At 44.7% G+C, this 14,858-nt stretch carries 9 protein-coding genes; all 9 read left to right on the top strand.

Going from position 1 to position 14,858, the window contains the following annotated elements; translation table 11 throughout:
• The first annotated feature begins 149 nt into the window (after positions 1 to 149).
• The 9 genes from VRU48_RS18870 (at position 150) to VRU48_RS18830 (ending at position 14,794) form a co-directional block, all read left to right on the top strand.
• Positions 150 to 3,125 (top strand): SusC/RagA family TonB-linked outer membrane protein, encoded by a 2,976-nt coding sequence (locus VRU48_RS18870; RefSeq protein ID WP_330109479.1) that lies wholly within the window; start codon positions 150 to 152, stop codon positions 3,123 to 3,125.
• Positions 3,126 to 3,136: 11 nt separating this feature from the next.
• Entirely contained in the window at positions 3,137 to 4,618 is a 1,482-nt protein-coding gene (locus VRU48_RS18865; RefSeq protein ID WP_330109478.1) for a RagB/SusD family nutrient uptake outer membrane protein, read from the top strand.
• Between the two features lie 20 nt (positions 4,619 to 4,638).
• A complete protein-coding gene (locus VRU48_RS18860) occupies positions 4,639 to 5,463 on the top strand; it encodes a LamG domain-containing protein (protein WP_330109477.1) in 825 nt (274 codons plus the stop codon).
• A 96-nt stretch (positions 5,464 to 5,559) separates the two neighbouring features.
• Positions 5,560 to 6,864: a M57 family metalloprotease gene (locus tag VRU48_RS18855; RefSeq protein WP_330109476.1), complete on the top strand. Its 1,305-nt coding sequence runs from the start codon at positions 5,560 to 5,562 to the stop codon at positions 6,862 to 6,864.
• Between the two features lie 51 nt (positions 6,865 to 6,915).
• Positions 6,916 to 8,580 (top strand): glucoamylase family protein, encoded by a 1,665-nt coding sequence (locus VRU48_RS18850; RefSeq protein WP_330109475.1) that lies wholly within the window; start codon positions 6,916 to 6,918, stop codon positions 8,578 to 8,580.
• 8 nt (positions 8,581 to 8,588) lie between these two features.
• A complete protein-coding gene (locus VRU48_RS18845) occupies positions 8,589 to 9,953 on the top strand; it encodes a glucoamylase family protein (protein ID WP_330109474.1) in 1,365 nt (454 codons plus the stop codon).
• A 1-nt stretch (position 9,954) separates the two neighbouring features.
• On the top strand, positions 9,955 to 11,697 hold the full coding sequence (locus VRU48_RS18840) for a discoidin domain-containing protein (protein WP_330109473.1): 1,743 nt from the start codon (positions 9,955 to 9,957) through the stop codon (positions 11,695 to 11,697).
• Between the two features lies 1 nt (position 11,698).
• Positions 11,699 to 14,011 carry a beta-glucosidase BglX gene (gene bglX / locus VRU48_RS18835; RefSeq protein WP_330109472.1) on the top strand — a complete coding sequence of 771 codons (2,313 nt, stop codon included), beginning with the start codon at positions 11,699 to 11,701 and terminating at the stop codon, positions 14,009 to 14,011.
• Positions 14,012 to 14,017: 6 nt separating this feature from the next.
• Positions 14,018 to 14,794, top strand: coding sequence for a carboxylesterase family protein (locus VRU48_RS18830; protein WP_330109471.1), 777 nt, complete (start codon positions 14,018 to 14,020; stop codon positions 14,792 to 14,794).
• The last annotated feature ends 64 nt before the right edge of the window (positions 14,795 to 14,858 follow it).

Here is a 14,858-nt window from a genome sequence, read left to right as displayed (position 1 = left end):
CATCGTGCCTACTTGATGTATTAATGTATAGGCACAAACGTTTGCATCAACCAAACAAAAACAGAAAATTAGATTAATCAATTAACACAAACATGTATAACAGTATGAAAAAAATCTTTACAAAATTTTCTGTTTTAACTTTTCTCTGTTTGCTTTTTTTATTAGACGTAGCTTATGCCCAAAACATTACAGTTAAGGGTGAAGTTAAAGACGACCAAGGTTTACCTATACCGTCGGCAAGCGTCGTAGTTAAAGGAACAACAAACGGGGTTCAAACAGATGCTAATGGAGCCTATTTTATTAGTGCGCCAAGCAATGCTACTTTGGTATTTTCCTACATCGGCTTTAATACCCAAGAAGTAGCCATCGGCAACAGAACGAGGATTAACGTTACCCTCTCTACGGCTACCAACGATTTGCAACAGGTAGTAGTGGTAGGTTACGGCACACAAAGAAAAATAGATGTTACTGGTTCGGTAGGTACGGTAAAAGGCACCGACATTTCGAAGCAGGCATCGCCAAATGCGGTAAGTTCATTGCAAGGTAAAGTTGCAGGCGTGAACATCACCAACTCGGGTACTCCAGGGGCTTCGCCTCAGATTTCGATCCGTGGTACTGGAACCATTTATGGTAATCTTGGCGTTCTTTACGTGGTTGATGGTGTTTGGTTCGACGATATCAGCTTTTTGAACCCAGCGGATATTGAAAGCATGAGTATCTTGAAAGATGCTTCTTCTCAGTCAATTTATGGTATCCGTGCAGCCAACGGTGTAGTTTTGGTAACCACCAATAAGGGTAAAAATGGCAGTCCAACCATTTCCTATAATGGATCTGTAGGCTATAGGGCAGTAACCAACCAGGTTGAAATGGCCAATGCCACAGAATATGCTACCATAATTAACGAACTGTCTGCATCAAACGGAGCTACACCTCTTTTTGCCAATCCAGCCAGCTTCGGCACTGGAACCAATTGGTACAATCAGGTTTTTAGAAATGCCTTTCAAACCAATCACCAGATTTCGGTAAACGGTGGTTCTGAAAAATCAAGCTATAACTTCTCTTTGGGCTATACCAACGAAGATGGTATTGTTAAAACCCAAGGTTACAAACGTTATACTGCGCGTTTGGCTAATGATTTCCAAATTGCGAAATTCTTAAAAATAGGATACAACGTATCTGGAACGGCTATCAACACCAATGATATCAATGGAGGTATTTTCCGTCAGCTTTATGCTGCTGGTCCTGTTGTTCCGGTGTATTATGCAGACGGAACTTATGGCGATGCCAACGATTTCAGTTTGGGTGGTGGCAATAATTTCAATCCGCAGGTTACCTTGGATTTCTTTAACCAGAAATCTAAGAACTACCGAATCAACGGAAATGTATTTGCCGAGTTGACCTTTGCTAAAAACTTTACGTTCAAAACCAGCTTGGGTGGCGATTTTGGCCAAAACGAGATGAGAGGCTACACCTCGGTTTACAAAGCCACTCAAGGCCAGCAAAACAATGTAAGCAAGCTTGCTGTTAACCGCAGCGAAGACAGAAACTGGATCATTGAAAATACATTGACCTATAAAAACACTTTCGGCGACCACAATTTAACCGTGCTTGCAGGTCAAACCGCACAAAGAAGAAAAAATTACTTCATTAATTCAACAGCGCTTAATGTTCCTTATTCTAGCGATGGCGATTTGTACCTTTCTTTAGGCAGCGCAGCCGATCGCTCGGTAATCGATGGAGGTAACCTCACTACTTATGTATCTTATTTTGGCAGGGTTAACTATGCATTTAAAGACCGCTACCTATTAAATGCCACTTTACGTGCCGATGCGGCTTCCCAGTTCTTTAATGGTGGCGACCTTTGGGGATATTTCCCTTCTGTAGGCGCAGGCTGGGTAGTAAGCAACGAAGACTTCATGAAAAACCAAAATGTATTTAACAATTTAAAGATTAAGGCCTCTTGGGGTAAAGTAGGTAATGCCGGCGTACCAGTTAACCCAACAACCTTAACGGTTGACCAACGTGGCGGCTACGTAGTGGTATTTGGCGGCGTGGTTTACACAGGCGCCAACGTGAACTCGCTAGTTCCTTCGTTCTTGAACTGGGAGCGTACTGCAGGAACCGATATTGGTTTTGAGGCTTCCTTCTTGAACAACCGCTTGAGCGTTGAAGCCGGCTACTACAATAAAAAAACAGAACAAGCCATCTTCAACATTCCGATCTTAAGCTCTGTGGGTACAGTTGGCAGTGAAATGCTAGGCAACCAAGCCGATTTCCGTAACCGTGGTTTCGAGTTCTTGGCTACTTGGAGCGATAAGAGTGAAAATGGCTTCAAGTACTCGGTAAGTGGCAATATTGGCATCAACAACAACAAAGTACTTTCTGTAATCACTGGTTCGAACCCTATCTATAGTGGCGGACAAGGTATTGCCAACGGTGCTTTGGCTACCAGAACCGTACAAGGTGGAGCTATTGGCCAGTTTTTCGGCTACAAAGTTGCTGGTATATTCCAAGATGCAACAGAAATTGCAGCTTCGGCACAGAAAAATGCCAAGCCAGGCGATTTTAGGTATGTTGACCAAGATGGAAATGGCATCATCGATGGCAAAGACCGTGTTGTATTGGGTAATCCAAATCCTAAATACAGCTTTGGCTTAAACACCACTTTCGAATATAAGAACTTCGACTTGGCACTCGACATCCAAGGTGTAGCTGGCGTAGACGTTTACAATGCCAACATCGCTTATCGTTTTGGTAACGAGAACTTCAGCAAAGACTTTTACGATAACAGATGGCATGGCCAGGGTACCTCAACTACCTATCCTTCAGCCAACGTAGGTTCTACAGCCAATTCGGCGCCAAATTCTTTCTATGTTGAAGATGGCTCTTACATACGTTTAAGAACTGTACAATTGGGCTATACCCTGCCATCTGCCCTAACCAGCAAATGGATGACCAAAAAAGTAAGGTTCTTCCTCGATGCCCAAAACGCCATCAACATCTTTGGCTATAAAGGCTTTACACCAGAAATTGGCTACGTAGGCTCTCCTACTTCTAGAGGCATCGATGCAAGTGTATATCCTTTATCAGCAGCTTACAGGTTAGGTCTTCAAGTTACTTTCTAATATCAACAGCAATGAAAACAAATTATAAAAAATCATACATACAAAAGATCGGTTTGCTTGCCTTGGGCTCAAGCCTTTTGATAACTGCTTGTCAAAAAAGTTTCTTGGATGTACCGCCACAAGCCAAACAGCCTGCCGTTACTTTCTGGAAAACACAAGATGACGCAACTAAAGCTGTAAATTCCATCTATGGCAACATCAGAAACTGGGCTAATACTGCTTTTCCCGCATTGGCGGTAGAGAGTATTGGTGGCGATGATGCCGAAAAAGGCAGTTCTCCTAACGATGCCAGCTATTTGAATGCATTCGACAATTACACCGTAACTTCAACCGAAGGACAGCTACAGGGTTTCTGGGAAGGCCAGTACCAAAACATCAACCTTTGCAACCAGGTATTGGACAACGTGCCGGGCATCAGCATGGACGCCAACTTAAAAGCCAGATACTTGGCAGAGGCCAAATTTATCAGGGCTTATTCTTATTTCAGATTGGTTCGTGCCTTTGGCGATGTGCCTTTACGCTTAAACGTACCTAAAGATCCTTCTGAATTTAACATTCCAAGAACGCCAAAAGCGCAGGTTTGGGCCGCTATTGAGAAAGACTTGGATGATGCAGCTGCTGTATTGCCACAAACCTACACCGCAGCCGATCGTGGGAGGGCAACCAAAGGCGCCGCCATGGCCTTGCATGCTAAAGTAGCCATGTATTTAGGCAAATGGGATGTGGTGCTTTCGCTAACCAATACCGTAATGACCTTTGGCTACGATCTTTTCCCTAGTTATGAAGCCGGCTTCCGTTTGGCCAACGAAAACAGCGTAGAGTCGGTTTTCGAAATCCAATGCGACCTGATCTTGAACAATAAAGATGCTTCAAACTCTCAATATAGCCAAGTACAAGGCGTAAGGGGTACAGTTGCAGGCTGGGGCTTTAACGTACCTACAGCTACTTTGGCTGCTGCTTACGAGGCTGGCGACGTGCGAAGAGATGCGACCATCATTTTCAGGGGCGAAACTACGCCACAAGGCGATGCGATCCCTGCAACCGGCGATAACCCGATGTACAACCAAAAATCGTATGTTCCATTTAGCTTAATCGTAACTGGTTATACCGAAGGCAGCCAACAAAACGTAAGGGTATTGCGTTTCGCCGATGTATTGCTCATGAATGCCGAAGCAGCCAACGAGTTGAACAACCCTACCTTGGCTAAAACTTCGCTAAATAGAGTAAGAGCTCGTGCCAGAGGTGGTGTGGCTGGTGTACTGCCTGATGTAACTACAAGCGACAAAGATGCTTTGCGTCAAGCCATCTGGAAAGAAAGGCAAGTAGAATTGGCCATGGAATCAGACCGTTATTTCGACGTGATCCGTCAAGGCCGTGGTACTGCAGTTTTTGGTCCAAAGGGATGGAAAGCCGGTAAAAACGAAGTTTGGCCGATTCCATCAGTTGAGATCGACAAAAGTGCGGGTACTTTAACCCAAAACCCAGGTTATTAATCGCTTAAATTTAAATAAGAATGAAAACAAGATATTTTTTATTGATGGCAGCAGCAACCTTAGGGTTATCTTCTTGCCAAAAAGACTTTGATCCGGCCAGCTATGCCCCACCTTTGAATATTGGAGGATATACCAGCGCCAAACAGATTGCCCCAAGCAATCTGGTAGCTTATTGGGCCTTTGATGGCAGCTTAATAGATAGTGTTTCGAACATCGGTGGTGTAAATACTGGAACTTCTTTCACCGTAGGCGTGAAAAAACAATCTTTACAAGGTGCATTAGATAGTTACGTTATCTCGAACACACCACCTGCAGTTCAAAATCTAAAAAGCTTTACGCTAACTTGCTGGGAAAAAATGCCACTGAACGATAAAGGTATGGTAGGCTTAATTGATGTTGCTAACTCGGCAAAGGACTGGGGAAACCTCTTGTTGTTCTTTGAAAACGGTGGCGCTTCCGATAAGGGAGTTTTGAAATTCCATGTCAATAACAACGGCGCAGACAATTGGGGCGATAACACAACAGTCACCAATCCGTGGGGACAATGGAATCAAATTGCCTTGAGCTATGATGAAGTAACATCAACTTATACGCTCTACTTTAATGGTTCAAAGATTGGTTCAAAAGTAATTGCGGGAAACGGTCCACTAATGTTTCAAAATGCACAAAAAATGGTATTTGGAGCGGCTCAATTTCAGACCACGCCAAGTTTGTCAAATACAATGGGCAAACAAAGCTGGGCAAGCTATCTGGTTGGACAATTAGATGAAGTAAGAATCTATAATAAAGCTTTATCTATTGCTGAAATCAGTTCACTTGCCAAACTTGAAGGAAGAGGAAAATAAAATTAATAGCGAATATCATTACTGTTAAGGGGTGTCTCGGCACCCCTTAACATATTTAAGTCTCTACTAATTATACCTTAATAATTTGCAAATACCATGAAAGGAAAAAAAACGCTAAAGCTATTTTTACTAATAACGCTTACTCTATTTACATTAGCTTCTTGCAAAAAATCTCAAGAACCTCTTAATCAGGAATCAAAAAGCAATAAAGTTCTCGAATATATTACCAGTTTAGGTTTTCCTTTATCCTCAATAAAGGATTCTGGTAATGAGTATATTGTTGATGGGGATATTTCTTTCTCAAAAGATATGGAAATCCCGACAACTAAAAGCACTAAAGTAGAAAAAAGACTTGATTTATCTCTAAATACAACCATGTCGCTTTCGACTAACAGCAGAAAGATCGGACAATACTATACTGGCACCACGATTAGTCCAACAAATCGTATCAATATTAGAATTTTCGTTGACCCATCCATGACAAGCATGAATAATGAAATTAATAGTGCTATCGACCAATGGAATAACGTAAATGCCGATATTATTTTCACTATTGTTGCAAACGGAGCTTACGACATCTTAATAAAAGACGAAAATCTAGGTACTGGTTCTTGCGGTCAAGCTCGTTTCCCACTAAATGGAAAACCAGGTAATCTTATTAGAATCAACAAAAATTATATTTCAGGTAATAGCTTTGACCAAAGGCAGAGAACAATCGCTCATGAATTAGGGCATTGTATTGGTTTTAGACATACCAATTGGGCTTCAAATAATGAATCAAAAAATGGGTCTGATGATGCAGGGACGCAAGCGGATGCGCTTGATGTACCAGGAGTGGGCGGTACAGATGCCAGTTCGTTAATGAATGGAAAAGAATGCGGTATCGGATCAACTGTTTTATCTCAAAAAGATAAATTAGCATTACTTGCCTTATATCCAAAAACCTACTACAGTATAGCGATAAATGGAAATTTCACGCAAGCAAATTGTACGATTGGTACTCCGGATGTTATTTCCTATACGCTTCCTGCGGGAGTTAAGACATCTACAATATCTCAAGCAGATGCTGATCAACAGGCCGCAAATATCTTTCCCATCTTAGGTCAGAATTTCGCCGATAACAATGGTAGCTGTGGAGGTACGATGCCGACTTTTTCTTTAACCAATATTCCGACTCTACGAATCGATGTAACTCCAAATTTTCCTGATATGTGGTATTACAAGATGGAGTTGAGAAATTACCAAACAGGGCAAGTTTCTACCAGTACGGGTACTCCTGGAACCTATTCGCTTTCTGTTCCTTCCACTGGTGACTATGGCGTAAGAGTAATTGCATACTCGAGTGCATTTCCTTCTGGAAGCCAAGCATCGGTATGGAAAGACATTCACGTTAGTTTTTAAGAAAAAATCTTAGGAATCATTTTTATTCCTAAGATTTTAAGAAAATATGAAATGAAAAAAAAGCAAATCCTTATTCTTGTATTAATCCTATTATCTTTTTCCTGCAAAAAAGGAAGCACCCCGGCTCCAGTAGATCCGCCTGTCGCCCCCCCTACCTATTCATTTTCCGACCTAAAGGTAAACGGCACCTTTAATGGCTTTACCTATTACGGCCTTAACAACGCCCCAGTTGTTAAAATCACCTTTTCAAGCCCTATTAGTGCCAGCTCTGTAGCAGGCAATATTACCCTTACAGATGGCTCTGGCAATAGTGCCACATTTGTATCTTCTTTAGAAAACAACGACAATACGGTTGTGGTTACGCCTTCGACGCTACAGCCTATTACAAAATATACCCTAACGGTTAACACCGGCTTGCTGTCTAAAACCGGCAACAAACTGCAAAGCAGCATCAGTGTAACACTGGTTACGGCGGTGGATGATACCGATAAATTTGCCCGCATCAGCGATGAGGAATTGCTCACCCTGGTGCAAAAACAAACCTTCAAGTATTTTTGGGACTTTGGCCACCCTACCAGCGGCTTGGCGCGCGAAAGAAACAGTTCTGGAAACACAGTAACTTCCGGAGGCTCGGGTTTCGGCATTATGGCTATGGTAGCCGGCGTAAGCAGAAACTTTGTGAGCCGTGCAGAGGGTTTGGCCCGGATGCAAAAGATCGTGGCTTTTCTTAAAACCGCCGACCGTTTCCATGGTGCCTACCCACATTGGCTGGATGGCAATACCGGCAAAGTTATCCCTTTCAGCACCAAAGACAATGGCGGAGACCTCGTAGAAACCTCTTTCTTAATGGCTGGCCTCATAACCGCCCGTCAGTATTTTAATGGTGCCGATGCTGCCGAAACCGCGCTGAGGGCCGACATCAATAGCATTTACAACAGTGTTGAATGGAGCTGGTACAGAAAAGACAACGGCAACGTACTTTATTGGCACTGGAGTCCAAACTACAACTGGGACATGAATCTGCCGATTAAGGGCTGGAACGAATCGCTCATCACTTATGTCATGGCCGCTTCTTCGCCTACCTTTAGCATTCCCAAATCGGTTTATGATCAAGGTTGGGCACAAAATGGAGCTATGAAAAATGGCAATAGCTATTACGGCGTGCAGTTGCCATTAGGTTCGGCCAATGGCGGACCGCTTTTCTTTGAACACTACTCCTTTCTGGGCATCAACCCCATGGGCCTGAGCGATGCCTATGCCAACTACGAAACCCAAACCAAGGCACATACCTTAATCAACTACAATTACTGCAAGGCTAACCCGCTGAGCTATTATGGCTACAGCGAAAACTGCTGGGGTCTTACGGCCAGCGACATTCCAAATGGTTATACCGCGAGCTCGCCAAGCAACGATGTAGGCGTAATTGCGCCAACCGCAGCACTGGCCTCCTTCCCTTACACCCCAACCGAATCGATGCAGGCGCTCAAGTATTTCTACTATAAATTGGGCAACAAACTATGGGGCGATTATGGTTTTTACGATTCTTTTTCGCTGCACCAGCAATGGTTCGCCAGCTCTACCCTCGCTATTGATCAAGGGCCTATTATCGTAATGATCGAAAATTACAGGACCAAGCTGATTTGGAACCTTTTTATGAGCGCTCCCGAAGTTAAAACCGGAATGAAAAACCTGAGCTTTGCAGGTCCTAATCTATAAACACACACATGAAATTAAGATATCTAATCATACCTATTACGTTTGTTGCACTTTGCATCAACCATACAACGGCCCAAACGTTCGAAAAAATCAAGAATGCACCAAAAATCCAAAAAAGCCTTTCCGACGACAAATTATTAGATGCTGTTCAGAAACAGACCTTCGAATATTTTTGGGATGGTGCCGAACCTACCTCTGGCGCTGCCAGGGAACGCTACCACACCGATAATGTTTATCCCGAAAACGACAAAAGCACCGTCGCCACGGGAGCCACCGGATTTGGCCTCATGGCCATTTTAAGTGGTATCGACAGAAAATATGTGACCCGTGACGAAGGTTTAAAAAGACTGAACCAAATCCTCGATTTTTTGGGCAAGTCAGACCGTTTTCATGGTGCCTGGCCACACTGGTTCTATGGCGAAACCGGCAAGGTACGTCCCTTTGGCAGGAAAGACAATGGTGGCGACTTGGTAGAGAGTTCGTTCGTAGCGCAAGCCCTGATCTGTATCAAAGAATACTACAAAAACGGCACACCGGCAGAAAAAGAGGTTTCGAAAAAGGCTGATGAACTTTGGAAAGGCATCGATTTCGATTGGTACCGCAATGGCCAAAACGTGTTGTACTGGCACTGGTCGCCCGAGTACAAATGGGAAATGAATTTTCCGGTTAAGGGTTACAACGAATGCCTGATCATGTATGTACTGGCAGCCTCATCGCCAACCCATGGCGTACCTGCAGCTGTTTACCACGAGGGTTGGGCCAGAAATGGTGCATTGAAAACCAGTTTCGAGGTCTATGGGCATCCTTTCACGCTATCGTACCAAACGCCTAAAAATACGGTTGGCCCCTTGTTTTGGGCACATTACTCTTATTTGGGTCTAAATCCGAAAGGCTTAAAAGACCGTTATGCCGATTACTGGCAAAACAATGTGAACCAAACTTTGGCTATCCACGATTATTGTGTGGCTAACCCTAAGGGCTTTAAGGGTTACGGCCCCAACAACTGGGGCTTAACCGCCAGCTATTCGGTTAAAGGCTATGCCGCGCACAGCATTCAGGAAGATTTTGGTGTGATTTCGCCTACCGCGGCTATCTCGTCCTTGCCCTATACGCCAAAAGAATCGATGCAGGTCATCAGACACTTATACGAAAACCTGGGCGACAAGGTTTGGGGCAAATATGGCTTTTACGATGCCTTTTCTGAAACCGACAACTGGTATCCGAAAAGATATTTGGGCATAGACCAAGGGCCAATGGTAGTGATGATCGAAAACCACCGTTCGGGTCTGCTTTGGAAACTGTTCATGCAAAACGAAGACGTGCAAAAAGGACTAATCAAACTAGGCTTTGAAAGCCCTGCAATCAAAAAATAGAATGAAGAAAATCTTATGCCTATGGCTTGTTGTTTTCAGCGTATCGGCGGGCTTTGCACAGCAGCAGACCTACTGTAATCCTATCAACCTCGATTATGGCTATACGCCTTTCCCGAGTTTTGTAGAATGGGGCAAACATCGCGCTACCGCCGACCCTGTTATTGTAAACTACAAGGGCGACTACTACCTGTTCAGCACCAACCAATGGGGCTACTGGCACAGCAGCGATATGCTCAACTGGAAGTTTAACGAAAGAAAATTCCTACGTCCCTGGAACAAGACCCTCGATGAGCTTTGTGCACCAGGCGTGGGTGTTGTAGGCGACACCATGGTGGTTTTTGGCAGTACCTATACCAAAAATTTTACGCTTTGGGGAAGCACCGACCCCAAAAACAACAAATGGTTCCCCTTGGTCGATTCGCTGGAAATTGGGGGCTGGGATCCGGCCTTTTTTACCGACGACGATGGCCGTTTTTACATGTACAACGGCAGCAGCAATACTTTTCCGGTATATGGCGTAGAGCTTGATCGCAAAACCTTCAAACCCATAGGCACACGTACGCCCATGTACCTGTTGCAAGACTGGCGCTATGGCTGGCAACGTTTTGGCGAACACATGGACAATACTTTCCTCGATCCTTTTATTGAGGGTGCCTGGATGACCAAACACAACGGCAAATACTATTTCCAATACGGCGCGCCGGGAACCGAGTTTAGCGGTTATGCCGATGGCGTGGTAGTGGGTAATAAGCCACTTTTTGACGGTGCGCAAACCATACCACAATCAGACCCTTTGAGCTTTAAGCCAGGTGGCTTTTCGAGAGGTGCTGGCCACGGCGCCACTTTTCAGGATAACCAGCAAAACTATTGGCATGTTTCCACTTCTATCATCTGTGTAAAAAACACTTGGGAAAGACGCATTGGTATTTGGCCAAGCGGGTTCGATAAAGACGATGTGATGTGGTGCAATACTGCTTTTGGCGATTATCCACTTTACCTGCCGGCTGCCAGAAAACCAGATGGCCCTGCCGGTCCGGGTTGGATGCTCATCAACTACAAAAAACCTGTAACTGTTTCCTCTACCTTGGCTGGTTTTAATGCCAACAATGCAGTAGACGAAAACATCAAAACCTATTGGAGCGCCAAAACCGCCAACAACGGCGAATGGATCCAAACGGATTTGGGCAGCGTTTCAACTGTCAATGCCATCCAAATCAATTACGCCGACCAAGATGCCGAGTTTATGGGTAAGCAGACCAACATTTACCATCAGTATAAATTGCTGTATTCGCTCGATGGCAAAAAATGGAGTACCTTGGCCGACAAGAGCCAGAACAAAACAGATGTACCGCACGATTACATCGAACTAACCAAACCCGTACAGGCCCGTTTCATCAAAATGATAAACATCCACATGCCAACCGGCAAATTTGCCATCAGCGGATTGAGGGTGTTTGGCAACGGCAATGGCGAAAAACCCGAAGCCGTTAAAAACCTGATCGTTTTGCGCACCGAAAAAGACAAGCGCAACGCCTACATCAAATGGCAACCCGTAGATAATGCATTTGCTTACAACCTGTACTTTGGCACCGCGCCCGACAAGCTGTACAACTGCATCATGATCCACGATTTTAACGAATATTGGTTCAAGGCCATGGACAGCCAAAAAACCTACTATTTTACCATAGAAGCCATTAACGAAAACGGTGTTTCAGCCAAAACACCTATCAAAAAAGTTGAATAACATGAATACACACATAATGAAAAAAGCACATTTCCTATTTACTTTACTGGCCCTCTTTGCATTGGGCAGCTCGGCACAGGTTAAAAAAGCAACCAATCCGCAGCAAGCAAAAATGGATTCCTTCATCAAAAACCTGATGGCCAAAATGACGATCGACGAAAAGATTGGTCAGCTGAACCTGGTTACCGGTGGCGAAGCAACCACAGGCTCGGCCGTAAGCACCGATGTAGAATCGAAAATTGCCAAGGGCAACGTAGGCGGAATTTTTAGCTTAACTACCCCTCAAAAAATCAGAAAAGCCCAAGAAATAGCGATGAAAAGTCGCCTGAAAATCCCTTTGATTTTCGGACAGGACGTTATTCACGGCTATAAAACTACCTTCCCTATTCCGCTGGCCCTGGCTGCCAGCTGGGATATGCCATTGATCCAAAAAACAGCCCGTGTAGCTGCTACCGAAGCGAGTGCCGATGGTTTGAACTGGACTTTCTCGCCCATGGTTGATATCGCTCGCGATGCACGTTGGGGCAGAATTGCTGAAGGCAGTGGCGAAGATACCTTTTTGGGTTCCGAAATTGCCAAGGTAATGGTTAAGGGTTACCAAGGCGACGACCTGACTAAGGTAAACACCATCATGGCCTGCGTTAAACACTTTGCCTTGTACGGCGCCGCAGAGGGCGGTAGAGATTACAATACCACCGACATGAGCCTAGACCGCATGTACAACGACTATCTGCCACCCTACAAAGCCGCTTTAGATGCGGGCGCGGGCAGCATCATGGTTTCGTTCAACGATATTAACGGCGTACCGGCCACTGCCAACAAATGGTTGCTCACCGATCTTTTGCGCAAGCAATGGGACTTTAAAGGCTTTGTGGTATCAGACTATACCGGCGTAAGCGAACTAATTGAGCATGGGTTGGGCGATTTGAAAACCGTTTCGGCATTATCCTTAAAAGCAGGCAACGATATGGACATGGTGAGCGAAGGCTTTTTAACCACGCTTAAAAAATCGCTGCAGGATGGAAAAGTAACACAAGCCGAAATTGACAGGGCTTGTCGCTTGATTTTAGAAGCCAAATACAAACTGGGCCTGTTCGACGATCCGTTTAAATACTGCAACGATGAAAGAGCTAAAAACGAAATCCTAACCCCGGCCAACATCCAGTTTGCCAGAGAAACCGCTACCAAAACCTTTGTATTGCTCAAAAACCAGAACCAGGTATTGCCACTTAAAAAATCGGGCACCATTGCCTTGGTGGGTCCTTTGGCCAACAGCAAAGCCAACATGCCTGGAACATGGAGCGTAAACGCAGATATGGAGATTGTTCCTTCCCTACTGGAAGGCATTAAAAACGTAGCCGGCAACAACGTAAAGATTTTGCATAGCCTAGGAGCCAACCTCACCGCCGATGCTACTTTGCAGGCACATTCGACCATGTTTGGCAGGGAAATTCCTAGGGACAACCGTAGCGAAGAAGAACTGATTAAGGAGGCTGTAGAAAATGCCAAAAAAGCCGACGTAGTGGTAGCCGCTTTGGGCGAATCTTCAGAAATGAGTGGCGAAAGTTCTAGTCGTACCGATTTGGGCATTCCAGCTGTACAGCAAAGGTTGCTGCAAGCCCTCGTTAAAACCGGAAAGCCAGTTGTTTTGGTATTATTTGCCGGCAGGCCAATGACTTTGGTCTGGGAAAACGAGAACGTGCCAGCCATCTTAAACGTTTGGTTTGGAGGTATTCAGGCTGGAAACGGCATTGCCGATGTCTTGTTTGGCCATGTAAATCCATCGGGCAAGCTACCGGTAACCTTTCCGCAAAACGTAGGTCAGTTGCCCTTGTACTATGCCCATAAAAACACTGGTCGCCCGCTCGAAGACGGCAAATGGTTCCAAAAATTCCGTTCTAACTACTTAGACGTCAGTAACGATCCGCTTTATCCTTTCGGCTTTGGCTTAAGCTACACCACTTTTACCTATGGCGATTTAAAACTGAACAGCAACACCCTCAAACCTGGCCAAAAAATAACCGCGAGCATCACGGTGAGCAATACCGGCAAATATGCAGGCGAAGAAGTGGTACAGCTGTACATCCGCGATATGGTAGGCAGCAGCACCAGACCGGTAAAACTGTTAAAAGGTTTTCAAAAAATAAGCCTGCAACCTGGCGAAAGCAAAACCGTGAGCTTTAATATTGACGAAGAAATCCTGAAATTTTACAACAGCGAGCTTAAATTTGTTGCCGAAGCCGGCGATTTTAAGGCCTTTGTTGGACCCAATGTAAGAGATGTGAAAACCGCTGATTTCAAATTGGTCAAATAAACTTCGATGAAAAAACTAATCGCCTTGTTGTTTTTCGGTATTGCCCTTGTTCAGGCGCAGGCACAGGATTTTTCCCAATTCAAAAAAGAAATCCTGGTTCAGGGTGCAGATACCTTAAAGTACAGGATTTTATATCCCGAGCATTTTGACCCGGCAAAGCAATATCCCATTGTATTCTTTTTGCACGGGCGTGGCGAAAGCGGCAACGATAATGAAAAGCAGCTGACCCATGGCGCCAAGATGTTTTTGGCCGATGATTTCAGGAAAAAATTCGAAGCCGTGGTTATTTTTCCGCAATGCGCCGAAGAAAGCTATTGGGCCAACGTAGAGATTGAAGCCGTTAACACCAAACGCTTTTTTACTTTCGTTAAAGGCGGACAGCCTACCCAATCAATGTCGCTTTTGTTGCAGCTTACCGATAAAATGGTTAAACAACCTTTTGCCGACAAAAACAAAATCTATGTAGGTGGCCTATCGATGGGAGGCATGGGTACTTTCGAAATTTTGAGGCGCAGACCTACCACCTTTGCCGCAGCCTTTGCCATTTGTGGTGGCGATAACGTGGCCAATGTTAAACTGTACAAAAACGTACCGCTCTGGATTTTTCATGGTGGCTTGGACGATGTGGTTTCGCCACAGTTCTCTTACAGCGTTTACCGCGAACTCAAAAAACTGAACCACGAACCCAAGTTTACCGTTTACCTCAAGGCCAACCACAACAGCTGGGATAGCGCCTTTGCCGAACCCGAATTATTACCCTGGCTTTTTAGTCAGCATAAATAGCAGTTCCTTATCCGTTCAGAGCCAGCAATAAGGTACAGTTAAAAACAGAAGCCCCGATCTTTTA

It is taken from the genome of Pedobacter albus, from assembly GCF_036324255.1.
Classification (GTDB): domain Bacteria; phylum Bacteroidota; class Bacteroidia; order Sphingobacteriales; family Sphingobacteriaceae; genus Pedobacter; species Pedobacter albus.
The sequence above is the reverse complement of the archived record's forward strand: the minus strand, read 5'-3'. Positions and strand labels throughout refer to the sequence as shown.

What these genes read in the sequence shown, in the direction of transcription:
- VRU48_RS18865 (WP_330109478.1), top strand. Translation starts at nt 3,137, where the DNA reads ATGAAAACAAATTATAAAAAATCATACATACAAAAGATCGGTTTGCTT.
- VRU48_RS18860 (WP_330109477.1), top strand. Translation starts at nt 4,639, where the DNA reads ATGAAAACAAGATATTTTTTATTGATGGCAGCAGCAACCTTAGGGTTA.
- VRU48_RS18855 (WP_330109476.1), top strand. Translation starts at nt 5,560, where the DNA reads ATGAAAGGAAAAAAAACGCTAAAGCTATTTTTACTAATAACGCTTACT.
- VRU48_RS18850 (WP_330109475.1), top strand. Translation starts at nt 6,916, where the DNA reads ATGAAAAAAAAGCAAATCCTTATTCTTGTATTAATCCTATTATCTTTT.
- VRU48_RS18845 (WP_330109474.1), top strand. Translation starts at nt 8,589, where the DNA reads ATGAAATTAAGATATCTAATCATACCTATTACGTTTGTTGCACTTTGC.
- VRU48_RS18840 (WP_330109473.1), top strand. Translation starts at nt 9,955, where the DNA reads ATGAAGAAAATCTTATGCCTATGGCTTGTTGTTTTCAGCGTATCGGCG.
- bglX (WP_330109472.1), top strand. Translation starts at nt 11,699, where the DNA reads ATGAATACACACATAATGAAAAAAGCACATTTCCTATTTACTTTACTG.
- VRU48_RS18830 (WP_330109471.1), top strand. Translation starts at nt 14,018, where the DNA reads ATGAAAAAACTAATCGCCTTGTTGTTTTTCGGTATTGCCCTTGTTCAG.